Consider the following 23,811-nt stretch of genomic DNA (forward strand, 5'->3'; position numbering starts at 1 on the left):
ATATCGGAGGGCATCCCGTCCACAGGAGCCCGACATGGCCCGCATCGTCCGCATCCACGAACTCGGCGGCCCCGAGGTCCTTCGCATCGAGGAGGTCGAGGTGCCGCCGCCCGGCCCCGGCGAGATCCGCCTGCGTGTGAAGGCGTTGGGCCTGAACCGCGCCGAATCGATGTTCCGCACCGGCTACTACCCGGAGGCGCCGAACTTCCCGGCCCGGCTGGGCTATGAGGCCGCCGGCGTGGTCGAGGCCCTGGGCCCGGGCGTCGCCGACTTTGCCGTGGGCGATGCGGTCAGCATCGTGCCGCCGCTGTCGATCACCCGCTGGGGCACCTATGGCGAGGTCGCCAATGTCCCCGCCGAGGTGACGGTGAAGCATCCGGCCACCCTGTCCTGGACCGAGGCCGCCGCGGTCTGGATGCAGTACGTCACCGCCTATGGCGCGCTGGTCGAGGTCGCCGGGCTCGGCCGCGGCGATTCGGTGCTGATCAACGCCGCCTCCAGCAGCGTCGGGCTGGCCGCGATCCAGATCGCCAACCGGGTCGGCGCGACGTCGATCGCCGCCACCCGCACCGCCGCCAAGGCCGCGGCGCTGCGCGATGCCGGCGCCGCCCATGTCATCGTCACCGAGGAGGAGGACCTGGCCGCCCGGGCCAAGGCCATCACCGGCGGTGCCGGAATCCGCGCGGTGTTCGATCCGGTCGCCGGACCGGGCGTGAATGCGCTGGCCGAGGCGCTGGGCCAAGGCGGCATCCTGGTCGAATACGGCGCGCTGAGCCCCGAGCCGACGCCCTTTCCGCTGTTCCCGGCCCTGGTCAAGGGGCTGACCGTCCGCGGCTATCAGTACAAGGAGATCGTCGCCGACCCGGCCCGGCTGGACCGTGCCAAGCGCTTCATCGTGGAGGGGCTGGCCGACGGGTCGCTGAAGCCGGTGATCGACCGGGTGTTCCCTTTCGACCAGATCGTCGAGGCGACCCGTTACCTCGAATCCAACCAGCAGATCGGCAAGATCGTGGTCATAACCTGATAGGACCGTGATCGGCTCAATCACGATCCATTAACGCGCAAGGATCTACCGTCCCCGGGATATCGACCGAAACCTTCGATCAATTCGGGGATTGATCATGCGCACTATCGAACAACCTCCGCCTGCCCGGATGACCGCCGAATGGGCCCGTCGCTACCTGCAGCGTCTGGACCAGCCGCTCGATCCCTGGGAGACGGACTACTTCCGCAGCGGCTGCAACTTCCTGGCCCGCGATTCGGCCACCGGAGCGATCGCCTGCTGGAAGTCGATGAACCTGCCGATCGACCGGCGGCGCGAGACCTATACCGGGCCGATGGGCACCACGCCCCTGACCCGGCAGGAGATGGACCGCCTGTACGGCCTGCTGGAGAAGCTGGCCGACGGCGAGGACGCCTCGCACCAGGTGGCGGCGCTGCGGCGCTTCCGCTGACGCCGATAAATCCGGGGGGAGTGATCGCCGGGCGTGGAGCGTCTCCACGCCCGCTTTCATGTCCGCCCGGCGTTGCCTCGGCAGGCTTTGCTTCCTCATACTTCCATCGCCGGCGCAGGTCCGGCGGGCCGTCGAATCCATCGGCGGCCGCAGCGGGAGGAAAAGCCGAATGATCCGACGCAACGCAATCGGCCGGTCCTGGCTGGCCGCCGCCGTGCTGCTGGCAGGCTTGGCAGGGCCCGCCTCGGCGCAGGACTCCTGGATCGGCAGCTGGGGCGCCAGCCCGGCCTTCCCGGTCGGACGGGAGCTGAACAACAGCACCGTCCGCCAGCTGGTGCGGCTCAGCGCCGGCGGCAGCCATGTCCGGGTGCGCTTCACCAACGAGACCGGCACCGAGCCGCTGGTGATCGGCGCCGCCACCATCGCCCGGCCCGGCAACGCCCCCGGCTCGATCGACCCGGCCAGCAGCAAGGCGCTGACCTTCAGCGGCGCGACCTCGATCACCGTGCCGCCCGGCGCGCCGGCGATCTCTGACCCGATCGACCTCGCGGTCTCGCCGCTCGACAGCCTCTCGATCAGCCTGTTCGTGTCGCGCTGGACCGGCCCGTCGGTGGTGCATCCGCTCGGTGTCGAGACCACCTGGATCTCGACCGCCGGCGACAGCACTACGGCCCCGACCCTGCCCGACCCCACCGCAACATCCATGCGCTACCTGCTGTCGCGGGTCGAGGTGGCGGCGGAGGGCGACACGGTGGTGACCCTCGGCGATTCGATCACCGACGGCTACGGCTCCGGCACCGGCGCCAACCGGCGCTGGCCGGACATCCTGGCGGAGCGGCTGGTCAAGGCCGGGGGGTCTGCGGCCAGCGGGCCTGTGGTCGGCGTGGTCAATTCCGGCATCAGCGGCAACCGTATCCTGCATGATCTGCCGGAGCAGATGTTCGGCCCCAGCGCCCTGTCGCGCTTCGACCGCGACGTGCTGTCGGTGCCCGGCGTGCGCTGGGTGGTGATCATGGAGGGCATCAACGACATCGGCCATTCCGGCTCCGCCGGCCTGCCCGAGCAGGCGGTGTCGGCGGACGAGATCATCGGCGGCCTGCGCCAACTCGTCGCCCGTGCCCATGGCGTCGGGCTGAAGGCCTATTGCGCCACGCTGACGCCCTATGAGGGCACCGTCTTCGCCAACTACTACAGCGCCGAGGGCGAGACCAAGCGCCAGGCGGTGAACCAGTGGATCCGCACCGGCAAAGGCTGCGACGCGGTGATCGATTTCGATTCCGTGTTGCGCGACCCGGCCAAGCCATCGACGCTGAAGGCTGAGTTCGACGAAGGCGACCACCTGCACCCGAACGCCGCCGGTTACGAGGCGATGGCGAATTCGGTGGATCTGGGGCTGTTCAAGTAGAGAACGGACATCGGCGCGGAGGCATCCTCCTCCGCGCCAGCCACCGGCGCGCGAGGCTGGTCGTCAAGGCTCAGCGAGCCGGATCGCGGACCGTATGCTGTATCACCACGCCATCCCGGACGACGTTCATCTGATGGGCTGTCCGGCGTTGCCAATACCAGATCGCACCGGTGCAGACCCATCGGTCCGTCGCCAGTGCCGCGATCTCGTACTTGGCTCTGCTACCATCCGACTCGGCTCTGACGGTGGTCATTTCATAGCTGATCTCGACGATGGCGACGCCATCGTCGAGCTTGATGGCATCGAGAGTCGTCTTACGCGTGCTGTCGATATCGACAGGAGCGGTGAATATCTGTCGAAGCATCGCGGCAGCATCGAATACGTGCCCAAAAGTATCCTCGCTCTGATAGTCCGGCGCCATGAGAGCCTGCATTCCGCCGGGATCTCGGGCCACCGAGGCGGCCTTCACCGCCTCGTACCGGGCTTCCAGATCGTGGCGCAGCGCCGTTTCATCCGTCGCGCAGCCGCCCGCTTCCGCCCTGGCGGCACCGTTCACGACCAGCCCGATCAGAACGCCCGCAGCAAGCTGCATGGGACTTCTCATAAAATTGTTTTTCATCGAAGGATGCAACCTATATAAGAATTTGCGTCGTTGCGTAACGATCGTATCAACAAACACATCATGGGGAGAGACCGGAAGCCGCGCCGCCAAGGCCCCGCGCTTTACATCCGCCGGCCATCCTTCCGCGAACCTGCTATACCCTGCCCCATGTCGACCGACCGTCTTCCGACCGAGCTGTGGGTGCAGGCCCATCTGCGGCAGCTGGGGCAGCAGGCCATCCCCACCTATGTCGTCCGCAAGGGCGACCCGCGTGCCGGCCTGCTGATCCTCAAGCTCAACCTGGGCCCGCCGGGCTGTCGGGTGCTGAGCCAGTCGCGCGATCTCGACGGCGCCCTCGCATGGCTGCCGGCAAAGGGCGGCGAGGTCCTGGCAGAGGCCGAGGCCGATGCCTATATTGCCCGTGCAGTCCAGCGCGATCCCGACCTGTGGGTGGTCGAGATCGAGGACCGCGAGGGCCGGCACCCTTTCGAGGGCAAGGTCCTCTGACAGACCGGGCCCCCGCCGCCCTGCCCCGCCCGCTAGCCAATGGATCCCCCGGCCGCATGGACTCGCAATCTTCCGACAACCCGCTGATCGTGCCCTCGCCGCTGCAGGACCAGGCGGTGCCGTTCGACCGCATCGAGGTCGAGCACTACCTGCCGGCGCTGGACCATGCGATCGCCGAGGCCAAGGGGCGGATCGAGGCGATCCTGGCCAGCCCGGCGGCGGCGGATTTCGAGAACACCGTCGTGGCGCTGGAGCAGGCGGGCCAGGAGGTCGATCGCGTCTCTTCGGTGTTCTACAACCAGCTCTCGGCCCGGACCTCGGATGAGCTGCAGGCGCTGGCGGCCGATTTCGGCGCCAAGAGCGCCAACTTTTCCTCCGACGTCTCGCTCGACCCGCGCGTCTTCGCCCGGGTCAAGGCGGTGTGGGACGCGCGGGAGACGCTCGACCTCAAGGGCGAGAAGGCGCGGCTGCTGGACGACACCTATACCGGCTTCGTCCGCAACGGCGCCCTGCTGTCGGACAATGAGAAGGGCGAGCTGCGGTCGATCGACGAGCGGCTGGCCAAGCTGACCCCCGACTTCCAGCACAATGTGCTGAAGGCCACCAACGCCTTCACGCTCTGGATCGAGGACGAGGCCGACCTGGCCGGCCTGCCGGAGGGCGCGGTCAAGGCGGCCAAGCTGGCGGCGGAGGAGCGCGGCCGGGCCGAGGCCTGGGTGTTCACGCTCGACGCGCCCAGCTATGTCCCGTTCATGACCTATGCCGACCGCCGCGAGCTGCGTGAGCAGCTGTGGCGCGCCTTCAACGCCCGCGCCTTCGGCGGCGAGTTCGACAACCAGCCGCTGGTCAAGGAGATCGCGGCTTTGCGCTTCCAGCGGGCGAAGCTGCTGGGCTATCCGACCCATGCCGCCTTCGTGCTGGAGAAGCGGATGGCGGAGACGCCGGCCTCCGTGCACGCCTTCCTCGACCGGCTGCTGGCCGCCTCGAAGCCGGCGGCGGAGCGCGACCTGGCCGACATCCAGGCCCATGCCAAGAGCCTCGGCGGACCGGAGCCGCTGCAGCCCTGGGATGTCGGCTATTATTCCGAGAAGCTGAAGCAGCACCGCTTCGACTTCGACGAGGAAGCGCTGCGCCCCTATTTCCCGCTGAGCCGGGTGATCGACGGCGTGTTCGAGCACTGCCGGCGGCTGTACGGCCTGGTGTTCCGCCCGTCCGACGCCTATCCGGTCTGGCATCCGGACGTGAAGGCCTACGAGGTCTATGATGAGGCCGAGGACCGCTATGTCGGCCTGTTCTATGCCGATTTCTTCCCGCGCTCGTCCAAGCGCAACGGCGCCTGGATGACCACCTATCGCGACCAGGGCCTGTACCGCGACGGCATCAAGCGGCCGCATGTCGCCATCGTCTGCAACTTCACCAAGCCGACGGCGGACCGGCCCTCGCTGCTGTCCTACGACGAGGTGCGGACCTTCTTCCACGAGATGGGCCACGCCCTGCACGGCCTGCTGTCGCGCTGCACCTACCGGTCGCTCGGTGGCACCAACGTGTATTGGGACTTCGTCGAGCTGCCGTCGCAGATCTTCGAGAACTGGGTGCAGGAGAAGGACGGGCTCGACCTGTTCGCCCGGCACTACCGCACCGGCGAGGCGATGCCGGCCGATTTGGTGCAGAAGATCCGCGACAGCGCCCGCTTCATGGCCGGCTGGCAGTCGCTGCGCCAGACCGCCTTCGCCCTGCTCGACATGGCCTGGCACGACGGCGACCCGACCGTGATCGCCTCGGTGCCGGAGTTCGAGCGCAGCGCCATGGCCCGCACCCAGGTGCTGCCGCCGATCCCGGAGGCCAACACCTCCTCCGGCGTCAGCCACATCTTCGGCGGCGGCTATTCCGCCGGCTATTACAGCTACAAATGGGCCGAGGTGCTGGACGCCGACGCCTTCGAGCTGTTCCGCGAGAAGGGCCTGTTCGACCCGGAGACCGCCCGCAGCTTCAAGGAGAACGTGCTGGAGCGCGGCGGCACCGAGCACCCGATGGAGCTGTACAAGCGCTTCCGCGGCCGCGAGCCGGACCCGGATGCGCTGCTGCGGCGGGACGGGCTGATGTAGCGGCCGGGCCCTTCCGTCCGCCCGTTTTTGGCAGGCCGCTCCCCGCGGCCTGCTTTTGCATATATGACTGACTGCATCATGCCTTCGAACATCGACCCGATCGAGCGCCGCCGCACCTTCGCGATCATCGCCCACCCCGACGCCGGCAAGACCACCTTGACCGAGAAGCTGCTGCTGTTCGGCGGGGCCATCCAGATGGCGGGCGCGGTCAAGGCCCGCGGCGACCAGCGCCGGGCCCGGTCGGACTGGATGAAGGTGGAGCGCGAGCGCGGCATCTCGGTCACCGCCTCGGTGATGACCTATGACTACGACAACCACACCTTCAACCTGCTGGACACGCCGGGCCACGAGGATTTCTCGGAGGACACCTACCGCACCCTCACGGCGGTCGACAGCGCGGTGATGGTGATCGACGCGGCCAAGGGCATCGAGGAGCAGACCCGCAAGCTGTTCGAGGTCTGCCGCATGCGCAACGTGCCGATCACGACCTTCATCAACAAGATGGACCGTGAGAGCCGCGACCCGTTCGACCTGCTCGACCAGATCGAGCAGGAATTGCAGCTGCATGTCACCCCGGCGACCTGGCCGATCGGCAGCGGCCGCGGCTTCCTGGGCTGCTACGACCTGTTCCACGACCGGCTGGTGCTGATGGCCAAGGGCTCGAAGGGCGCCCTGCCGGAGCTGGGCGAGACCTGCAGCGGCCTGGACGATCCGAAGCTCGACGCGCTGCTGCCGGCCGATGCCGTGGCGACGCTGCGCGAGCAGGTCGAGATGGCCCGGGCACTGTGCCCGGAATTCGACCTGGAGATGTACCGCGAGGGCCATCTGACCCCGGTGTTCTTCGGTTCGGCGGTGAACAATTTCGGCGTGCGCGAGCTGCTGGACGGCATCGGCGCCCTCGCCCCCTCGCCCCGGCCGCAGCCGACCGCGGGCCGCACGGTGGACCCGACCGAGACCGACGTCTCGGCCTTCGTGTTCAAGATCCAGGCCAACATGGATCCGAAGCACCGCGACCGCATCGCCTTCGTCCGCCTCGCCTCCGGCCATTTCAAGCGCGGCATGAAGCTGAAGCATGTCCGCTCCGGCAAGCTGATGAACATGCACAACCCGGTGCTGTTCCTGGCCCAGGACCGCGAGCTGGCCGAGGAGGCCTGGGCCGGCGACATCGTCGGCATCCCGAACCACGGCAATCTGCGCATCGGCGACGCGCTGACCGAGGGCGAGGATCTGCGCTTCACCGGCATCCCCAGCTTCGCGCCGGAGCTGCTGCAGCGGGTGCGGCCGGACGACCCGATGAAGGCCAAGCATCTCGGCCGGGCGCTGGAGCAGCTGGCCGAGGAGGGCGCGGCCCGGGTGTTCAAGCCGCTGCTCGACGCCAACTGGATCGTCGGCGTGGTCGGCGCGCTGCAGTTCGAGGTGCTGGCCGACCGCATCCGCACCGAATACGGCATCCCGGTGCATTTCGAACCGGCGCCCTACTACACCGCGCGCTGGGTCGAGTCGGACGATGCGATCGCGCTGAAATCGTTCCAGGACGGGCTGCGCAGCGCCATGGCCGAAGACCATGACGGCGCCCCGGTCTTTCTGGCGCGCAATGCCTGGCACCTGGACACGGTGACCAAGGAGAACCCGGCGCTGCGCTTCCTGAAGACCAAGGAGCAGACGGCCTAGGCCTGCCACGGATGGCCGGGTTCGCTTTCACGAACCCGGCTGACGGGTCACCTCTCCAGCGGTATCCGGGTACGCAAAAAGTACAGACCGATCGATAAAATCGATCGATTCCAAAAATTGAATGCGTTGGATTGGTTGAAAGCCGCGGATCATCTTGGTGACAGTTCTGCAACGAGACTGTCATGACGATCGTCGACCCGCTCCGGCCTTCCCTTCCTGCCACGCAGCGTCTGACGGCCCTCGGGTCATTCCCCGGCGCCCGGCTGGTTCCCGGCCTGGTGCTGTGCATCGCGGTGACCCTGGCCGCGCTGGGGCTGGAGCGGATCGAGGCCGGGCTGTTCGGCCATGCTTGGCTGGAGGCGCTGGTGCTGGCGATCCTGGTCGGCGCCCTGGTGCGCACGCTGTGGAGCCCGAGCCAGCGTTGGACGCCGGGCATCGCCTTCGGCGCCAAGACCCTCCTGGAGATCGCCGTCGTCCTGCTCGGCGCCTCGGTCAGCGTCGGCGCGATCGTGGCCGCCGGCCCGCTGCTGCTGGTCGGCATCGCCGCCGTGGTCGTGATCGCCATCGCCGCCAGCTACGGCATGGGCCGCCTGCTCGGCCTGCCCCACCGCATGGCGGTGCTGGTCGCCTGCGGCAACTCGATCTGCGGCAACTCCGCCATCGCCGCCGTGGCCCCAGTGATCGGCGCCGACGGCAAGGAGGTGGCGGCCTCGATCGCCTTCACCGCCGTGCTCGGCGTGCTGGTGGTGCTGGGCCTGCCCTTCCTGCCGGCGCTGATGCATATCAGCGAGGTGCAGTACGGCGTGCTGGCGGGGCTGACCGTCTACGCCGTGCCGCAGGTGCTGGCGGCCACCGCGCCGATCGGGGCGATCGCGCTGCAGCTGGGCACCCTGGTCAAGCTGGTGCGCGTGCTGATGCTCGGGCCGATGATCCTGGTCCTGACCCTGGTCACGCGCCGCCGGACCGACGGTGCCGCCGCCACCGCGAACCGGATGCCGTGGCACAAGCTGGTGCCCTGGTTCATCGACGGCTTCCTGCTGCTGGCCGTGCTGCGCTCCTTCGGGCTGCTGCCGGAGGCGGTGCTGGCCCCGGCGGCCGCGACGGCGACCGGGCTGACCGTGCTGTCCATGGCCGCGCTGGGCCTCAGCACCGACCTCGGCAGCGTCGCCCGGGCCGGCGGCCGGGTCACGGCGGCCGTGACCCTGTCGCTGCTGGTGCTCGGCGCGATCAGCTTCGGATTGATCCGGCTGCTCGGGATCGTTTGACGTTCAGGTCCCGGCCGCTGGATCCGGCGAGATCAGAGTCACTGTCGGAAAGTAAGTTCGGTAGCGCTCTGTATCACGCGTGAGGATCGGCAGCCGGCCGACCTCCGCTAGGCCGCCGATGAAGAAATCGGGCAAAAGTCGATCCCGCTTTCCGCCGGCCCTGCGGTATTTCGCGAATGCCTTCCCGGCGCAAAACAGCGCCGGGCGCGTCATCGGAGACAACTCCAAGCCGGCCCCGTTTACAAAAGCGTCGAGTTCTTCGATCCGATGATAGCGGACGCTGAGCTCGGCATAGATGACATCGTTGATCAGAACCGGCCCGCGCAAGGCCGCCGCTTCAAGTCGCTTGAGCGACCAGTCGGCCCAATGCGGATCGTCGGTGACAAGGTCCAGCAGCACATTGGTATCGACCAGCGTCATTCGTCGCCGCGCGTGAGGGCCATGACCTCATCGGTCGTCAGGCCCGGCCCCGCATGCCCACGAAACTCGGCAAACCGACGTGTCGGTTGCCTCTCGTCGATCAACCGGATCACCTGACCATCGGCGTCTGTCAGCCGCACCGTCCAGCGTCCGTCGCGGGCTCGGAGGAACTCGATCTTCGTTCCCGGCCGGATATGGAGTTGATCCCGCACGGATTTGGGAATGGTGACGCGGCCTCCAGGCCCCACCGTTGCTTCAGCTGTGCTCATGTGACGTCCATCGAACGATCGGCCTGCAAGGCATTGCACTCCGATAGAAGATATCATGCGCATCCGCCGATGGCGCCAGGGGTTGCCTCAGAAGATCGACGCCCCCGTATCGGCGCGGCCGGCGGCGTGGCGGAAGGCGGCGAACAGCTCGCGGCCGACGCCGACATGCGACGGCGCCAAGTCGGCCGTCGCATCCTCTCGCGCGGCCCATTCCTCGGCGTCGATGTCGCGGATCTCGAGCCGGCCTGTCACCGCATCGATGCGCAGGATGTCGCCGTCGCGCAGCTTGGCGATCGGGCCGCCGACCGCCGCCTCCGGCGTCACATGGATCGCCGCCGGCACCTTGCCCGAGGCGCCGGACAGGCGGCCGTCGGTGACCAGCGCGACCTTGCGGCCGCGGTCCTGCAGCGCGCCCAGCGGCGGCATCAGCTTGTGCAGCTCGGGCATGCCGTTGGCCTTCGGGCCCTGGAACCGGACCACGGCGATGAAGTCATGGTCCAGCGCCCCGGCGCGGAACGCTGCCTGCAGCTCCTCCTGCGAATGGAAGATCTTGGCCGGCGCCTCGATCACGTGGCGCTCCGGCGCCACCGCCGAGGTCTTGATCACCGCCCGGCCGAGATCGCCGTCCAGCACGCGCAGGCCGCCGGTGGCCTGGAACGGCTCGGCCGCGCCGCGCAGCACCGCGGTGTCGCCGCTGGCCGTCGCCGCGTCGCGCCACACCACCTCGCCCTTGTCGTCCAGGCCGGGCTCGACCGTGTAGCGGTCCAGCCCGCCGCCCCAGATGGTGGCGACGTCGCCGTGCAGTAGGCCGGCGCCGATCAGCTCGCGGATCAGGAAGCCGGTGCCGCCGGCGGCGTGGAAATGGTTCACATCGGCCTTGCCGTTCGGATAGACCCGGCACAGCAGCGGCACGAGCTCGGCCAGGTCCGAGAAATCGTCCCAGGTCAGGGTGATGCCCGCCGCCGCGGCCATGGCGACCAGATGCATGGTGTGGTTGGTCGACCCGCCGGTGGCGTGCAGCCCGACCACGCCGTTGACCACGGCGCGTTCATCCATCAGCCGGCCGATCGGCACGAACTCGTTGCCCAGCGCCGTGATCGCCAGTGCCCGCTTCGCCGCCTCGACCGTCAGGGCGTCGCGCAGCGGCGTGTTCGGGTTGACGAAGGACGAGCCCGGCAGGTGCAGGCCCATGATCTCCATCAGCATCTGGTTGGTGTTGGCGGTGCCGTAGAAGGTGCAGGTGCCCGGCCCGTGATAGGACTGGGCCTCGGCCTCCAGGAGAGCGTCGCGGCCGACCTTGCCCTCGGCGTAGAGCTGGCGGGCCTTGGCCTTGTCGTCGTTCGCCAGGCCCGAGGGCATCGGCCCGGCCGGGATGAACACCGCCGGCAGGTGGCCGAAGGACAGGGCGCCGATCACCAGGCCCGGCACGATCTTGTCGCAGACGCCGAGGAACACGGCGGCGTCGAACATCTGGTGCGACAGGGCGACCGCGGTCGACAGGGCGATGACGTCGCGCGAGAACAACGACAGCTCCATCCCCGCCTCGCCCTGGGTGACGCCGTCGCACATCGCCGGCACGCCGCCCGCCACCTGGGCGGTGCCGCCGACCGCACGCGCCGCCTGCCGGATCAGGTCCGGATAGCGCTCGAAGGGCTGATGCGCCGACAGCATGTCGTTGTAGGAGGTGACGATGGCCAGGTTCGGCCCCTCGCCCTCGCGCAGCGCGCCCTTGTCGATGCCGCAGGCGGCGAAGCCATGGGCGAAGTTGGCGCAGCCCAGGCGACGGCGGGCCGGTCCGGCCTCAGCGGCCTTGGCGATGCGGTCGAGATAGGCAGACCGGGCGTCGTGGCTGCGCCGGGCGATCCGCTCGGTCACCTCGGCTATGCGGGCTTGCACCATCGGGCTGGCTCCTTGGCTCACGGTCTCGCCGCCGATCAGGCCAGACAGCACCCTCCGACCCGATCATGCTCCATGATCAATATGTTAACACACTATGTTGAAGTTTTTTCTTAGCCTTCCGGCGGTGCCTCTACGGGCACCAGAAGATCTCGACCGGCCGCTCGGACCGCGTCAGCACCGCGCGGATCGGCATCGCCTCGGCCGGGCCGCACACCAGGGCCGCCTCCAGGACGCGCTGCTTGCCCGCCCCTTCGATATGAAGACACAGAGTGTCCGCCGCGAGCAAGACCGGCAGCGTCAGGGTGATACGCGGCTCGCCGGCCGCCGGCGCCCGCATGGTCTCCAGCAGCTGCCCGGCGGCCGGGTCCAGCGCCTGCGCCAGCCGGTCGCCGCCGGGGAAGAAGGAGGCGGTGTGGCCGTCATCGCCCATGCCCAGCACCACGGCGGCGAAGGGCAGCGGCAGGGCGGCGATCCGCGCCGTCACCTGCGCCATCCCGTCCTCGGGCGTCGGCGTGTCGATGTGCAGCGGCACGAAGCTCGCCGCCGCGGCCGGGCCCTGCAGCAGGTGCTGCCGGACCAGCGCGGCGTTGGACCGGTCGGAGTCCTCGCCCACCCAGCGCTCGTCGACCAAAGTCACGTCGACCCGCGACCACTCGACCGGCTTCTTCGACAGCGCCTCGAAGAACCGGGTCGGGGTGCGCCCGCCGGAGACGGCAAGCGCGGCCCGGTCGGTGCGGGAGAGCCGCGCCGTCAGTGCCGCGGCGACATGGTCGGCCAGAGCGTTCACCAGCGCCTCGGGGGTCGAGAGATCGTGGCGGGCGATCGGCATCAGTCCTCGTCCTCGTGCCAGGTGCGGCCGTCGCGCTCGATCAGGGCGATCGCGGCGGACGGGCCCCAGGTGCCGGCGGTGTAGGGCTTCGGCGGTTCCTTCGACGCGCGCCACGCCTCGATGATCGGGTCGACCCAGGTCCAGGCCTGCTCGACCTCGTCGCGGCGCATGAACAGGCTCTGGTTGCCGCGGACCACGTCCATCACCAGCCGCTCATAGGCGTCCGGATTGCGCACGTTGAAGGCCTCGGCGAAGCTCATGTCCAGCGGCACGTGCTGCAGGCGCATGCCGCCGGGGCCCGGATCCTTGATCATCAGCCACAGCTTCACGCCCTCGTCCGGCTGCAGCCGGATGACGAGATGGTTCTGCGAGATGGTGCCGGCCGAGCTGTCGAACACCGAGTGCGGGATGGCGCGGAAGGTGACCACGATCTCCGACATCCGCCCCGCCAGGCGCTTGCCGGTGCGCAGGTAGAACGGGACGTTGGCCCAGCGCCAGTTCTCGATCTCGGCCTTCAGCGCGACGAAGGTCTCGGTGTGGCTGGACGGGTTGCCGAGCTCGTCGAGATAGCCCGGCACCGCGCCGCCGGCCGAGGCGCCGGCGCGGTACTGGCCGCGCACGGTGATGTTGTTGACGGTGCTGTCGGAGATCGGCTTCAGCGCCTTCAGCACCTTCAGCTTCTCGTCACGGAGCGAATCCGCGTCCATCGAGGTCGGCGGCTCCATGGCGACGAGGCAGAGCAGCTGCAGCATGTGGTTCTGCACCATGTCGCGCAGCGCGCCGGCGCCGTCATAGTAGCCGGCGCGGCCCTCGACCCCGAGGCTCTCGGCCACGGTGATCTGGACATGGTCGATGTGCGAGGCGTTCCACAGCGGCTCGAACAGGGCGTTGGCGAAGCGCAGCGCCATCAGGTTCTGCACCGTCTCCTTCCCGAGATAATGGTCGATCCGGTAGATCGACTCCTCGAGGAAGACGCTGCCGATGGCGTCGTTCAGGGCACGGGCCGAGTCCAGGTCCTTGCCGATCGGCTTCTCGACCACCACCCGGGCCCGCGGGGTCACCATCCCGTGCTGGCCGAGCTGGCTGCAGATCTCCTCGAACAGGTCGGGCGAGGTGGCGAGATAGAAGATGCGGATGCGGTCGGTGTTGTACTGCAGCGCCTCGGCCAGGTCCGGCCAGCCCTTCCGGGCCGTCGCATCGACCGCGACATAGGACAGCCGCGCCAGGAAGTCGTCCAGCACCGTGCCGGCCTGTTCAGCCGACGGCACGTGCTCCAGGATCGCCTTGCGGGCGAAGTCGCGGAACTCGGCATCCGACATCGGCCGCCGCGAGGTGCCGATGATCTTCGCCCCCGGCGGCACCTGCCCGGCCTTGTCGCGCTCATAGAGCGCCGGCAGCAGCTTGCGCTGGGACAGGTCTCCCGTCGCGCCGAACACGACGATGTCGAACGGCTCCACGGCGATGACGCGCGCGATCATGTATCCAATCCTCGGACCAAATCGAGCCGCTGTTATCGGCGGGTGGGCGGCCAAGTGCCAGCGGGAAATGCGGGCTGAGGGCCGGTCCGGCGCATGCGTCGGTTGAGTCAGGCGCGGGCTCGCCCCGTTGCCGGGCCCGCACCTGCCCAAACGCTGGGCAACTGCCCGGAAATCAGCCCCGGGCGCGGGGCGACGGGCCGCCCTTGGCCGATCCCCTGCCCTTGCCGGTTGCCGCCTTGCCCTTGGCCGGCGCGGCGCGCTTTGCCGGCGCGGCCTTGCCGTTGCCGCTCTTGGCGGCGGCCCGGGCCGGCTTGGCGACCTTCGCCTTGGCCGGTTTCGCAGGTTTGGCCGGCTTCTTGGCCTCGACCTTGTAGGTCACCTCCCCCTGGTCGTAGCGGAAGACGACGCGGTCGCCCTCCTTCACCTCGCCCTTCAGCATGCCCTTGGCCAGCCGGGTCTCGACCAACTGGCGGATCTGGCGCCGCAGCTCGCGGGCGCCGTATTCGGGCTGGTAGCCCTCGGCGGCCAGGTGATCGACCAGCGACTCGTCGGCCACCAGGTCGATGTCCTGGCCGCGCGCCGTGCCGATCACCCCATCCAGCTGCAGCCGGACGATCTGCTTGATCTGGTCGTTCGTCAGGGCGTGGAAGATGATGATCTCGTCGATCCGGTTCAGGAATTCCGGTCGGAAGTGCTGGCGCAGCACGCCCATGACGTCACCCCGGACGCCGCCGGCGGTGGCGTTGAAGCCGATCCGGCTCTGCCGCCCCATGATGATGTCGGAGGCGAGGTTCGAGGTGGCGATGATCAGCGTGTTGCTGAAATCCACCACCCGCCCCTTGCCGTCGGTCAGGCGGCCGTCGTCGAACACCTGCAGCAGCACGTTGGTGACGTCGGGATGGGCCTTCTCGATCTCGTCGAGCAGGATCACGCTGTAGGGCCGGCGGCGCACCCGCTCGGTCAGCTGGCCGCCCTCGTCATAGCCGACATAACCGGGCGGGGCGCCGATCAGCCGGGACACGGCGTGGCGCTCCATATACTCGCTCATGTCGACGCGGATGATGGCGTCCTCGTCGCCGAACACCACCTCGGCCAGGGCCTTGGCCAGCTCGGTCTTGCCGACGCCGGTCGGGCCCAGGAACAGGAAGTTGGCGATCGGCCGGTGGCCGTGCTGCAGCCCGGCCCGGGACAGGCGGACGGCGTCGCTGACCGCCTGGATCGCCTCCTCCTGCCCGATCACCCGGCGGTGCAGCCGCTCCTCCATCTGCAGCAGCTTGGCCTTCTCCTCGGCCGTCAGCTCGGTGACCGGGATACCGGTCAGCTTCGACACGATCTCGGCGACGTGCTCGACCGTGACCTCGGCGGTGCTGGACCCGATGCGGTGCTTCCACTCGTCGGTCAGCTCGGCCAGCGTCTTCTCCTTCTCGGCGACCTGCTCCTCGAAGGCCTTGGCCCGGTCGAAGCGCTTGCGCGAATTGGCGTAGGCGTGCTCGCGCTTCAGCGTGGCGACCTCCGATTCCAGCTCCTGGATGTCGGCCGGGCGCGAGGTGATCGACAGATGCACCCGGGCCGCCGCCTGGTCGATCAGGTCGATCGCCTTGTCCGGCAGGAAGCGGCCGGAGATGTAGCGGTCCGACAGCTCCGCGGCCGCGACGAAGGCCTGGTCCTGGATCGTCACCTTGTGGTGGCCCTCCAGCCGGTCGCGCAGGCCGCGCAGGATGTTGACCGTCTGCTCCACCGTCGGCTCGGCGACGAAGACCGGCTGGAAGCGCCGCTCCAGCGCCGCGTCCTTCTCGATGTGCTTCTGGTACTCGTTCAGGGTGGTGGCGCCGATCAGGTTCAGCTCGCCGCGCGCCATTGCCGGCTTGAAGGTGTTGGCGACGTCCAGCCCGCCCTCGCCGCCGCCCTGGCCGGCGCCGACGATGGTGTGGACCTCGTCGATGAACAGCAGCAGCTCGTCGCGGTGCTCGGCGATCTCGTCCATCACCTGCTTGACCCGCTCCTCGAACTCGCCGCGGAACTTGGAGCCGGCGACCAGGCTGTTGATGCTGAGCTCGACCAGCCGCTTGTCACGCAGCGTGTCCGGCACCTCGTTGTTGACGATGCGCTGCGCCAGCCCCTCGACGATCGCGGTCTTGCCGACGCCGGGCTCGCCGATCAGCACCGGGTTGTTCTTCTTGCGCCGGGCCAGGATCTCGATCGTGGTCTCGACCTCCTTCGACCGGCCGATCACGGGGTCCAGCTTGCCCTCGCGCGCCAGGGCGGTCAGGTCGCGGCTGTACTTGTCGAGCTGCGGCGTGTTGGACGGGCCCTCGACCCGCCCCTCCTCGGCGCCGGTGCCGACGGTGCGCACCGTCTGCTGCCGCAGCGCCTGCGGCGTCAGCCCGTATTTGCGCAGCAGGTTGCCGGCGAAGCTCTCCGGCACCTGGGCCAGGCCCAGCAGCATATGCTCCGGCCCGACATAGGAGTGGCCGAGCTGGCGCGAGATCAGGAAGGCCTGGTCCAGCGCCGCCTTCATCCGCGGCGACACGCCGATCTCGGTGCGAGCCCCGGCCTCCTCCTTGCCGCGCATGGCGTTCTGGTCGATGTAGGCGCGCAGCTCCTCCGGCGAAATCTTGAAGCGCCGCAGGATCGCCTGGATCACCTCGCTCTCCGCCAGCTCGTACAGCAGATGCTCGGTGTCGACCTCGCGCTTGCCGAACTGGATCGCGCGTGCGGCGGCGCGCTGCAGCAGCTCCTTCGCCTGCTGGCTGAAATGGCTCTGCAGGTTCAGGGCCGCCTGCTCCGGCCCGGGCGGGCCGCGCCGCGGCGTGCCGCCGGCCGGCACGGTCTGGCCGAAGAAATCCTCCAGCCCGGAGCCGCGGACCAGCGCCTCCAGCGGCGAGACAGGGCGCTGGTGCCGGGTGAGCTGCTGGTAGTGGAAGTCGCAGACATCGAGCTGCCGGCGCTGGCCGTTCTGCAGCACGGTGACGCGCACGGTGGCGGGCCGCTCCTTGCAGATGTCGCAGAGCTTCTGGGGCATGGTGACGTCTCCGGCCTTCGGACGAGGCCTGTTGCAGGACGGCCCGGGCACGAATCCGGGTCGGAAGATGGGCGGCTCCCCTTTCCCGCCAACGTTTGGCGGCGGCGGCGGTTCCGGCGCGGCGCCATCATGCACCCGCCAAAACGCGAATTTAAGCATCGCTTCGGCAGCATCCTTCCGATCAAGACGGATCGGACGCCATGGCAGTCGGCGGCCTGGCGCTTCTTGCGAGCCATGGCCCGCGCTATGCTGCCTTCGATGCGGGCGACAAGAGAATCTCGACCACTATCAATACTTCAGGGAACGAAATCATGCCGGATGTCTCGCCGGAACTGCTGATGGACACGGTGCTCGGATACTTCCGCACTTCCGCGATCAAGGCCGCGATCGAGCTCGATGTCTTCACCGCCATCGCCGAGGGGGCCGAGACCGTCGCGGCGATCGGCCAGCGCTCGGGCGCCGCGGAGCCTGGCATCCAGGCGCTCGCCGACTACCTGACCGTCCTGGGGTTTCTCGAAAAATCCGGTGACCACTATCGGCTGACGGCGAGTTCCGCCGTGTTTCTCGATCGCCGCTCACCGGCCTTTCTCGGCGATATCCACCGCTTTCTGGCGGCGCCGCAGCTCCTTGGGCTGGCGTTGTCCGATCCGGCGGCCTTTGTCCGCAATGGCGGCAGCGTCGGCCTGGCCAACACGGCGCCGGAGGATCCCGTCTGGGTCGGCTTCGCCCGCCACATGGCGCCCTTCTTCGGGCCGGTTGCCGAGGCGACCGCGGCCCACTTCGCCAAGCTGACGCCGGCGCCCGGCCGCGTCCTCGATATCGCCGCGGGCCACGGGCTGTTCGGCATTGCGTTCGCGCGCCAGTTCCCGGCCGCCGAGGTGGTGGCGCTCGACTGGGACAATGTGCTGGACGTGGCCCGCGAGAATGCCGCCGCCGCCGGGCTGGGCGCCCGCTTCAAGACCCTGCCGGGGAGCGCCTTCGATGTCGCCTTCGGCGGGCCTTACGACCTCATCCTGATGCCCAATTTCCTGCACCATTTCGACGAGGCGACCTGCATCGGCCTGCTCGGCAAGGCGCGTGCGGCCCTGGCGCCGGGCGGGCGTGTGGCCATCGTCGAATTCGTGCCCAACGAGGACCGGGTCTCGCCGCCGATGCCGGCCACGTTCGCCTACGTCATGCTGGCGACGACACCTGCGGGGACGTCCTTCCCGCCCAGCGCCCTCACACGGATGCTGACCCAGGCCGGGTTCCGCCAACCGGAGTTTGCGCCCCTGGCGCCTTCGCCGCAGACCCTGGTGGTGGCGGAGGCAGCCTGAACGCCGCCCTTTGACCGGAGCGCGCGGAGGGGATCGGACCCATGCTTGGCGGCTGAGGCCGTGAGGACTACCCCGCGGCCAGCCGGCGGAACGCCGTGGGCGGGGCTGGGTCATCGAGGCGCCGGCGGATTGCCGCGGCGCAGTCCTCCGGGCTCAGCACCGAGGTGTCGAGCTCGAGGTCGTAGATGCCGGGCAGATGCACCTCGCGCTGCCAGCGCAGCACCGCCTCCGGCACCGGCTCATCGGCCGAGGCAGTGGCATATTCGCCCTCCCGCCCCGGCTGGCCGGCCCGGCGCCGGCGCATGATCTCCCCGACCGGGCAGCGCACCCCGACCAGCAGCGCCGGCAGGCCGGTCAGCCGGCGGGCGCAGTCGGGCAGGATGCCGAGCGGGGCCGAATGGGCGTCGTGATGGCCGAGATCGGCCACCACATTCAAACCGAGCCGACTATGCGCGGCGATCGAGTCGTAGAGCGCGGCGTAGAACACCGGCACCCAGGCCTCGAGTTCCGGCCGCTCGCCGCCGGGCCGCAGCCCGATCCCGGGCCGCCAGCGCGGCGGCGTCACATGCCGGGCATGGACTTCGACGCCGAGATTCATCCAGGGACCGTCGTCCCAGTCCTGGATCGCCGCGGCGATGCTCGACTTGCCCGCCCGCGGCGCGCCGTTGAGGACGACGATCCGTCCGGATTCCTGGGTCATCCGCCTGCCCTCGCTTCGATGTCACAGCCCCGCCCAGTCCAGCCCGCCCGGCAGATCGCCGGCCGCGAAATCCACCTGCAGCACCCGGCGGCGGGCCGGCTGCCGAGCCGCCGCCGAGGCGTGCAAAATCGGCGTCGCATAGAGCCAGATGTCGCCGGCCTCGGCGACGCAGGCGGCGATGCCGCAGCTCCGGACGGCCTCCGCGATCCCGTCCTCCGCGATCCGTCCGAGGCGGTGCGATCCCGGCGCCACCAGCAGCGGCGCGTTGGCCATCGGTACCGGGTCGAGATGGACGCGCAGAGTCACCATGCCGGCCAGCACCGCGAAGGGCGGGGCGACATGCAACAGGCCGTCCTTGACCGTCCAGGGCCCGAAACCCTCGACCTCGACGCGCTGCGTCACCGAGATGGTGCGGTCCTGATGCCAGGCGAGCGACCAGTTGGCGGTATGGGTCTTGTCGAACAGGATCGCCCGGACCGGACGGGCCGCGTGGCGCAGGATCGTGGCCGCTGCGGTGCCGACCGGCCCATCCGCCGCCAGGAAGGGCCGCAAGCCAGCGATCCCGCGTAGCCTGATGCCGGCACGGCCCGGCGGCAGGCCGGCGAGCGCAGTCTCGAGGCCGTGCAGCCCGGCGTTCGTCATCGCCGATCGGAGGCGTTGCGCACCATGCGGAGCGAAACGCAGCATGTTCGGATCGGGCCAGGCGGATGAAGGCATGCCCCAGCTAAAGCAACGGGGGCTTGCGGCGCAACTCCCGCGACGCCTCTCGGGATGGCGGCGCTGACCGGACAGTTGCGGCCGCCTGGCCAGATCGGTCAGGCTGTCGGCAACAGCCCGGAGTCGCGGATGAGCGGTTCGATCCAGACCTTTCTGCTCACCCTCTCCGCCCTGTTCTCGATCGTCAACCCGATTGCGGCCGCCCTGATCTTCAGCCAGATCACCGCCAGCCGGTCGCATGGCGAACGCCTGCAGCTGGCGCGGAAGATCGGGGTCTATTCGGCCCTGGTGATGCTCGGCGCGCTGTGGGGCGGCGCCTATGTCCTCAGCTTCTTCGGCATCAGCCTGTCGGCGCTGCGCATCGCCGGCGGGCTGATCGTCGCCGCCAGCGCCTGGCGGCTGCTGCAATCGCCCGAGCAGCAGGAGGAGCGCAAGCAGGAGCAGGCGTCGGAGGCGGAGGGCATCGACGCGGTCGCCTTCTATCCGCTGACCATGCCCTTCACCACCGGCCCCGGCACCATCTCCGTCGCCATCGCCATCGGCTCGAACCTGCCGGTCGGGCAGCCGGATTTCCTGCCCTTCGTGCTCGGCGCCTCGGCGGCGGCGCTGGTGCTGGCGATCGGCGTCTGGGTCGCCTATTCCTCGGCCGACCGGCTGGTCGCCTTCCTCGGCCAGTCCCAGGTGCGCGTGCTGTCCCGGCTGATGGCCTTCCTGCTGCTGTGCGTCGGCACCCAGATCACGCTGGGCGGCATCAGCGATTTCGTCCATTCGCTGACGCCGCCGTAGCGCTGCGAGTTTTACAAGCCGTAGCGGGCGGCCGGGGTGGCGCGGGACAAGTTGGGAAACAGCGCCTGGCGGGCGGTTTCGAAGGCGTTCCAGTCCGCCGCCTCCGGCAGCGCCGGGATGGTCACGAACTCGCCCTGATCGAACCCGGCCAGCGCGGCGTCGACCATATCCTCGGCCCGCATCACCCGCTGCTGCAGCTCCTGCGGCAACGTCGCGATCGGCGCGCCGGCGATGTCCCAGAACTCGGTCGCGGTGGCGCCGGGCAGCACGGCCTGGACGCGGATGCCCTTGGCGCCGAGCTCATGGCGCAGTTGCTGGCTGAAGACCAGGACGTAAGCCTTGCTGCCGCCGTAGACGCCGTTCAGGTACTCCGGCGCCACGGCGGCGATCGAGGAGATGTTGATCACCGACCCGCCGCCGCGGGCGACGAAGCCGGGCACCGCCGCATAGGTCAGGCGGGTCAGCGCCGTGACGTTCAGGTCGATCATCGACTCCATCGCGTCGACATCGGCCTGCAGCAGCGGGATGGCGGAGCCGAGGCCGGCATTGTTGACCAGCATGGTGATGCGGGAATCGGCGCGCAGCACCTCCTCCACCTCGCGCAGATCGTCCTTGTCGGCGAGGTCGGCGACCAGCGGCGTCACCGTCCGGCCGGTCTCGGCGGACAGGCGCTGGGCCAGGGCGCCGAGGCGCTCGGCGTTGCGGGCGACCAGGATCAGGTCGTAGCCGCGCCTGGCGAGGCGGTCGGCATAGATCGCGCCGATGCCCGAAGAGGCGCCGGTGATCAAGGCGGTGCCTGGGGTCTTGTCGGTGGTGGTCATGGAACTCTCCGTTGAAATGGGCACATGCCCATATTTGAACCGATAAAGGGTTGCTGCCTGCTGCTGTCCGGAATGCTCAGTCCTTCAGCGCGCCGAGCCGGTCGTCATAGGCGATGTCGAGCAAGGCGCTGCGCAGTGTCTCCGCCTCGGAACGGCCGAACACCGCATGGAACCGGTCCTGCGCGGCCGACCAGAGGACCAAGGCCTGCTGCAACTTTGCCTGCCCCTGCTCCGTCATCACGATGTGGCGGCGGCGCCGGTCCTTCGAGCTTTCCTGCAGGGCGATCAGCCCGTCCCGCTCCAGCGGCCGCAGGTTGTGGCCCAGCCCGGACCGGTCGATCACCAGCGCCGCGGCCAGCTCCGCCAGGGTCGGCGGCCGGTCCGCATGCTCGTGCAGCTCGGCCAGAATGGCGAACTGGGTCGAGCGCAGCCCGGTCGGCGCCAGCGCGTCGTCGTAGAGCTGCGTCACCCGCCGCGACGCCTTGCGCATCGCGGTGGCGTTGCAGGCCAGGACGCCTTCCTTGGTGTTGCGCTCGATCTTCATGGACGTCGATGTAGGCATATGCCCGCATCTCATCAATAGGCATATGCCCATTTCTTTTGCCTGCCCCGCCCGGCCGATCCGGCTTGCCTGTCGCCCCCCGCTTGGATAGGTAATTAGCAATCAGGCGAAGTGCTCGGCCAAGCGCCGATCCGGGAGGGGAGAACGGGAATGGCCGAAGTGGACCGGGACGGCATCGCGCGGATCGAGCCCGTGATCCGGCCGCATATCCGCCGGACGCCGGTGGTCGAGGCGGCCGGGCGCGATTTCGGCGTCGACGCCGGCGCGATCACCCTGAAGCTCGAGCAGCTGCAGCATGCCGGGTCGTTCAAGACCCGCGGCGCCTTCGCCAACCTGCTGACCCGCGACGTGCCGGCAGCCGGCGTCGCCGCGGCGTCGGGCGGCAATCACGGCGCGGCGGTGGCCCATGCCGCGGCGACGCTGGGCCTGCCGGCGCGGATCTTCGTGCCGAGCATCTCCTCCCCCGCCAAGATCGAGCGGATCCGCCGCACCGGGGCCGACCTGGTGGTCGGCGGCGACCGCTATGCCGATGCGCTGGCCGCCTGCGACGCCTGGGTCGCCGCCACCGGCGCGTTGCCGGTGCATGCCTTCGACCAGGCCGAGACCATGCTGGGCCAGGGCACGCTGGCGCTGGAGCTGGAGAGCCAGGCGCCGGATCTCGACACGGTGCTGGTCGGGGTCGGCGGCGGCGGGCTGATCGGCGGCATCGCCGCCTGGTATGGCGGGCGGATCAAGGTCGTCGGCGTCGAGCCGGAGGCCTCGCCCACCCTGCACCGGGCCTTCGCGGCCGGCCGTCCGATGGATGCCGAAACCGGCGGCATCGCCGCCGACAGCCTGGCGCCGAAGCGGATCGGCGAACTGGTCTTCCCGGTGCTGCGGCAGCACGGGACCGCCGCGGTGCTGGTCACCGACGACGCGATCCGCGAGGGCCAGCGGGCCCTGTGGCAGGGTCTGCGCATCGTCGCCGAGCCCGGCGGGGCCGCCGCCTTCGCGGCGCTGCTGTCCGGCCGCTACCGCCCGGCCCCGGGCGAGCGGGTCGGCGTCGTGGTCAGCGGCGGCAACACCACGGCGGTCGACTTCGACCGGTGAGAGCACGCGACGGCGGCGACAGCAGAGTTGCAGCACGATATCGTCTCCGGGCGCGGCGCATGCGATGCGTCGATGCCGGGGGGACAGCATGAGTCGAAAAATCGCAGCGCTTGCTCGTGGCGGGACGATGTTCGCCGTTCTTGCTCTCGCGTCCTGTCAGGGCAGTGAGAGCGCCACGAAGGTGCCAGTCGCCACCACGCAGCCGGTCACCGCCCAGACAGCGGCAGCCCAAAGCGCCAAGATCCCGGAGTCCTGTCTTTCTCCGATGCAGGCGCTGACGAGCCGGTCCCAGGAGACCTGGGACAAGATGATCGGCGATCGTTCCTATCGATACGATACAAAAGCGGAATCCGACTTCACGAAGCCCCTCATCTCGTCCTATCTCAAGGCCGGGTGCAAGGAGAAGCCTGGCGCCGATCTCGGCAATTGCATCGCCGACGGGACTGAGAGCGACTTGCCGAGCATGGCGGCAAACCACGCCCTCCATGACCGCTGCTTTGCCGCCTTCCTGGCCAATTATTGAGCCTTTCGGATCGCAGGTCCGCCTGCCCCGGCTCACCTTCAGCGCATCGGCCGAGCGCACCTTCACGGCGGCGTCGAGGACTCGTGGAATTCCCGGGCAAGGACTCCATCGCGCGCAAACAGAGGGTGCCGAATTGATTCAGTCGCCGCGGTGTCGGACCGGCAGGGCCGGCGCACCCTAACCATACCACGGACCAGACTCCTGCTGTTCTCTGAATGGAAGGACAGCAGCCAAGCAACAATCATGCGGTGAGTGGATTACATTCCGATCCCCAACCGATTTCGAGAGGAAACCGGACAGGATCGAAAGCTTCTTTTCTGAATCCCCCGGAACCCTATGGCTGTTCTTGGCTTGTGGCATTGATCGCAAGCA

The 23,811-nt window shown here is 69.1% G+C and carries 22 protein-coding genes; 11 read left to right on the plus strand and 11 right to left on the minus strand.

The features are described from left to right. Positions 1-34 precede the first annotated feature (34 nt). From ACTOWL_RS21315 to ACTOWL_RS21325, 3 genes are all read left to right on the plus strand, one after another. Positions 35-1,024 carry a zinc-dependent alcohol dehydrogenase family protein gene (locus ACTOWL_RS21315; RefSeq protein WP_441323286.1) on the plus strand — a complete coding sequence of 330 codons (990 nt, stop codon included), beginning with the start codon at positions 35-37 and terminating at the stop codon, positions 1,022-1,024. A gap of 97 nt (positions 1,025-1,121) precedes the next feature. Next, complete coding sequence (locus ACTOWL_RS21320) at positions 1,122-1,454, plus strand: hypothetical protein (protein ID WP_441323287.1); 333 nt, start codon at positions 1,122-1,124, stop codon at positions 1,452-1,454. 169 nt (positions 1,455-1,623) lie between these two features. Continuing rightward, positions 1,624-2,859, plus strand: a complete 1,236-nt coding sequence (locus ACTOWL_RS21325) for an SGNH/GDSL hydrolase family protein (RefSeq protein ID WP_441323288.1) — start codon at positions 1,624-1,626, stop codon at positions 2,857-2,859. A gap of 70 nt (positions 2,860-2,929) precedes the next feature. On the opposite strand, the gene ACTOWL_RS21330 is transcribed toward ACTOWL_RS21325, so the two are convergent. Next, a complete protein-coding gene (locus ACTOWL_RS21330) occupies positions 2,930-3,451 on the minus strand; it encodes a nuclear transport factor 2 family protein (protein ID WP_441323289.1) in 522 nt (173 codons plus the stop codon). Positions 3,452-3,628: 177 nt separating this feature from the next. Between ACTOWL_RS21330 and ACTOWL_RS21335 the strand changes: the two genes are divergently transcribed. The 4 genes from ACTOWL_RS21335 (at position 3,629) to ACTOWL_RS21350 (ending at position 9,008) form a co-directional block, all read left to right on the plus strand. Further along, positions 3,629-3,967, plus strand: coding sequence for a DUF1491 family protein (locus ACTOWL_RS21335; RefSeq protein ID WP_441323290.1), 339 nt, complete (start codon positions 3,629-3,631; stop codon positions 3,965-3,967). 56 nt (positions 3,968-4,023) lie between these two features. Next, a complete protein-coding gene (locus ACTOWL_RS21340; RefSeq protein ID WP_441323291.1) occupies positions 4,024-6,072 on the plus strand; it encodes a M3 family metallopeptidase in 2,049 nt (682 codons plus the stop codon). Positions 6,073-6,150: 78 nt separating this feature from the next. Further along, the gene (locus ACTOWL_RS21345) at positions 6,151-7,743 is read left to right on the plus strand and encodes a peptide chain release factor 3 (protein WP_441323292.1); all 1,593 of its coding nucleotides are present in this window, start codon (positions 6,151-6,153) and stop codon (positions 7,741-7,743) included. Between the two features lie 182 nt (positions 7,744-7,925). Beyond that, positions 7,926-9,008: a YeiH family protein gene (locus ACTOWL_RS21350; RefSeq protein ID WP_441323293.1), complete on the plus strand. Its 1,083-nt coding sequence runs from the start codon at positions 7,926-7,928 to the stop codon at positions 9,006-9,008. A 3-nt stretch (positions 9,009-9,011) separates the two neighbouring features. Here ACTOWL_RS21350 and ACTOWL_RS21355 read toward each other — a convergent pair whose 3' ends face one another. From ACTOWL_RS21355 to ACTOWL_RS21380, 6 genes are all read right to left on the minus strand, one after another. After that, on the minus strand, positions 9,012-9,428 hold the full coding sequence (locus tag ACTOWL_RS21355) for a type II toxin-antitoxin system VapC family toxin (RefSeq protein ID WP_441323294.1): 417 nt from the start codon (positions 9,426-9,428) through the stop codon (positions 9,012-9,014). Beyond that, positions 9,425-9,697, minus strand: coding sequence for an AbrB/MazE/SpoVT family DNA-binding domain-containing protein (locus ACTOWL_RS21360; RefSeq protein WP_441323295.1), 273 nt, complete (start codon positions 9,695-9,697; stop codon positions 9,425-9,427). Before ACTOWL_RS21360 ends, ACTOWL_RS21355 begins: the two co-directional genes overlap by 4 nt. An 87-nt stretch (positions 9,698-9,784) precedes the next feature. Further along, on the minus strand, positions 9,785-11,596 hold the full coding sequence (gene edd / locus ACTOWL_RS21365; protein ID WP_441323296.1) for a phosphogluconate dehydratase: 1,812 nt from the start codon (positions 11,594-11,596) through the stop codon (positions 9,785-9,787). Positions 11,597-11,726: 130 nt separating this feature from the next. Beyond that, positions 11,727-12,425, minus strand: coding sequence for a 6-phosphogluconolactonase (gene pgl, locus ACTOWL_RS21370; protein WP_441323297.1), 699 nt, complete (start codon positions 12,423-12,425; stop codon positions 11,727-11,729). Continuing rightward, a complete protein-coding gene (gene zwf / locus ACTOWL_RS21375; RefSeq protein ID WP_441323298.1) occupies positions 12,425-13,903 on the minus strand; it encodes a glucose-6-phosphate dehydrogenase in 1,479 nt (492 codons plus the stop codon). Before zwf ends, pgl begins: the two co-directional genes overlap by 1 nt. Before the next feature lie 172 nt (positions 13,904-14,075). Beyond that, complete coding sequence (locus ACTOWL_RS21380) at positions 14,076-16,925, minus strand: AAA family ATPase (RefSeq protein WP_441323299.1); 2,850 nt, start codon at positions 16,923-16,925, stop codon at positions 14,076-14,078. 200 nt (positions 16,926-17,125) lie between these two features. Here ACTOWL_RS21380 and ACTOWL_RS21385 point away from each other — a divergent pair, with 200 nt between their 5' ends. Then, positions 17,126-18,241 carry a methyltransferase gene (locus tag ACTOWL_RS21385; protein ID WP_441323300.1) on the plus strand — a complete coding sequence of 372 codons (1,116 nt, stop codon included), beginning with the start codon at positions 17,126-17,128 and terminating at the stop codon, positions 18,239-18,241. A gap of 67 nt (positions 18,242-18,308) precedes the next feature. On the opposite strand, the gene ACTOWL_RS21390 is transcribed toward ACTOWL_RS21385, so the two are convergent. Together ACTOWL_RS21390 and ACTOWL_RS21395 are read right to left on the minus strand one after the other, a co-directional pair. Continuing rightward, positions 18,309-18,941 carry a chloramphenicol phosphotransferase CPT family protein gene (locus ACTOWL_RS21390; protein WP_441323301.1) on the minus strand — a complete coding sequence of 211 codons (633 nt, stop codon included), beginning with the start codon at positions 18,939-18,941 and terminating at the stop codon, positions 18,309-18,311. 21 nt (positions 18,942-18,962) lie between these two features. Next, the gene (locus ACTOWL_RS21395; protein ID WP_441323302.1) at positions 18,963-19,583 is read right to left on the minus strand and encodes a phytanoyl-CoA dioxygenase family protein; all 621 of its coding nucleotides are present in this window, start codon (positions 19,581-19,583) and stop codon (positions 18,963-18,965) included. Positions 19,584-19,787: 204 nt separating this feature from the next. On the opposite strand from ACTOWL_RS21395, the gene ACTOWL_RS21400 reads away from it, so the two are divergent. Then, complete coding sequence (locus ACTOWL_RS21400; RefSeq protein WP_441323303.1) at positions 19,788-20,444, plus strand: MarC family protein; 657 nt, start codon at positions 19,788-19,790, stop codon at positions 20,442-20,444. An 11-nt stretch (positions 20,445-20,455) separates the two neighbouring features. Here the strand turns inward: ACTOWL_RS21400 and ACTOWL_RS21405 are convergent, their stop codons facing one another. Then, positions 20,456-21,265, minus strand: coding sequence for an SDR family NAD(P)-dependent oxidoreductase (locus tag ACTOWL_RS21405; protein ID WP_441323304.1), 810 nt, complete (start codon positions 21,263-21,265; stop codon positions 20,456-20,458). 76 nt (positions 21,266-21,341) lie between these two features. After that, positions 21,342-21,827, minus strand: a complete 486-nt coding sequence (locus tag ACTOWL_RS21410) for a MarR family winged helix-turn-helix transcriptional regulator (protein WP_441323305.1) — start codon at positions 21,825-21,827, stop codon at positions 21,342-21,344. Between the two features lie 150 nt (positions 21,828-21,977). Here ACTOWL_RS21410 and ACTOWL_RS21415 point away from each other — a divergent pair, with 150 nt between their 5' ends. Together ACTOWL_RS21415 and ACTOWL_RS21420 are read left to right on the plus strand one after the other, a co-directional pair. Next, positions 21,978-22,916 carry a threonine/serine dehydratase gene (locus ACTOWL_RS21415; RefSeq protein ID WP_441323306.1) on the plus strand — a complete coding sequence of 313 codons (939 nt, stop codon included), beginning with the start codon at positions 21,978-21,980 and terminating at the stop codon, positions 22,914-22,916. A gap of 88 nt (positions 22,917-23,004) precedes the next feature. Further along, positions 23,005-23,439 (plus strand): hypothetical protein, encoded by a 435-nt coding sequence (locus tag ACTOWL_RS21420; protein WP_441323307.1) that lies wholly within the window; start codon positions 23,005-23,007, stop codon positions 23,437-23,439. Positions 23,440-23,811: the final 372 nt, after the last annotated feature.

This window comes from Inquilinus sp. CA228, assembly GCF_052078665.1.
GTDB lineage: Bacteria > Pseudomonadota > Alphaproteobacteria > DSM-16000 > Inquilinaceae > Inquilinus.

Excerpts from the sequence above, each read along its gene's own strand:
- ACTOWL_RS21315 (WP_441323286.1), top strand. The coding sequence starts at position 35 with ATGGCCCGCATCGTCCGCATCCACGAACTCGGCGGCCCCGAGGTCCTT.
- ACTOWL_RS21320 (WP_441323287.1), top strand. The coding sequence starts at position 1,122 with ATGCGCACTATCGAACAACCTCCGCCTGCCCGGATGACCGCCGAATGG.
- ACTOWL_RS21325 (WP_441323288.1), top strand. The coding sequence starts at position 1,624 with ATGATCCGACGCAACGCAATCGGCCGGTCCTGGCTGGCCGCCGCCGTG.
- ACTOWL_RS21330 (WP_441323289.1), bottom strand. The coding sequence starts at position 3,451 with ATGCAGCTTGCTGCGGGCGTTCTGATCGGGCTGGTCGTGAACGGTGCC.
- ACTOWL_RS21335 (WP_441323290.1), top strand. The coding sequence starts at position 3,629 with ATGTCGACCGACCGTCTTCCGACCGAGCTGTGGGTGCAGGCCCATCTG.
- ACTOWL_RS21340 (WP_441323291.1), top strand. The coding sequence starts at position 4,024 with ATGGACTCGCAATCTTCCGACAACCCGCTGATCGTGCCCTCGCCGCTG.
- ACTOWL_RS21345 (WP_441323292.1), top strand. The coding sequence starts at position 6,151 with ATGCCTTCGAACATCGACCCGATCGAGCGCCGCCGCACCTTCGCGATC.
- ACTOWL_RS21350 (WP_441323293.1), top strand. The coding sequence starts at position 7,926 with ATGACGATCGTCGACCCGCTCCGGCCTTCCCTTCCTGCCACGCAGCGT.
- ACTOWL_RS21355 (WP_441323294.1), bottom strand. The coding sequence starts at position 9,428 with ATGACGCTGGTCGATACCAATGTGCTGCTGGACCTTGTCACCGACGAT.
- ACTOWL_RS21360 (WP_441323295.1), bottom strand. The coding sequence starts at position 9,697 with ATGAGCACAGCTGAAGCAACGGTGGGGCCTGGAGGCCGCGTCACCATT.
- edd (WP_441323296.1), bottom strand. The coding sequence starts at position 11,596 with ATGGTGCAAGCCCGCATAGCCGAGGTGACCGAGCGGATCGCCCGGCGC.
- pgl (WP_441323297.1), bottom strand. The coding sequence starts at position 12,425 with ATGCCGATCGCCCGCCACGATCTCTCGACCCCCGAGGCGCTGGTGAAC.
- zwf (WP_441323298.1), bottom strand. The coding sequence starts at position 13,903 with ATGATCGCGCGCGTCATCGCCGTGGAGCCGTTCGACATCGTCGTGTTC.
- ACTOWL_RS21380 (WP_441323299.1), bottom strand. The coding sequence starts at position 16,925 with ATGCCCCAGAAGCTCTGCGACATCTGCAAGGAGCGGCCCGCCACCGTG.
- ACTOWL_RS21385 (WP_441323300.1), top strand. The coding sequence starts at position 17,126 with ATGGCAGTCGGCGGCCTGGCGCTTCTTGCGAGCCATGGCCCGCGCTAT.
- ACTOWL_RS21390 (WP_441323301.1), bottom strand. The coding sequence starts at position 18,941 with ATGACCCAGGAATCCGGACGGATCGTCGTCCTCAACGGCGCGCCGCGG.
- ACTOWL_RS21395 (WP_441323302.1), bottom strand. The coding sequence starts at position 19,583 with ATGACGAACGCCGGGCTGCACGGCCTCGAGACTGCGCTCGCCGGCCTG.
- ACTOWL_RS21400 (WP_441323303.1), top strand. The coding sequence starts at position 19,788 with ATGAGCGGTTCGATCCAGACCTTTCTGCTCACCCTCTCCGCCCTGTTC.
- ACTOWL_RS21405 (WP_441323304.1), bottom strand. The coding sequence starts at position 21,265 with ATGACCACCACCGACAAGACCCCAGGCACCGCCTTGATCACCGGCGCC.
- ACTOWL_RS21410 (WP_441323305.1), bottom strand. The coding sequence starts at position 21,827 with ATGCCTACATCGACGTCCATGAAGATCGAGCGCAACACCAAGGAAGGC.
- ACTOWL_RS21415 (WP_441323306.1), top strand. The coding sequence starts at position 21,978 with ATGGCCGAAGTGGACCGGGACGGCATCGCGCGGATCGAGCCCGTGATC.
- ACTOWL_RS21420 (WP_441323307.1), top strand. The coding sequence starts at position 23,005 with ATGAGTCGAAAAATCGCAGCGCTTGCTCGTGGCGGGACGATGTTCGCC.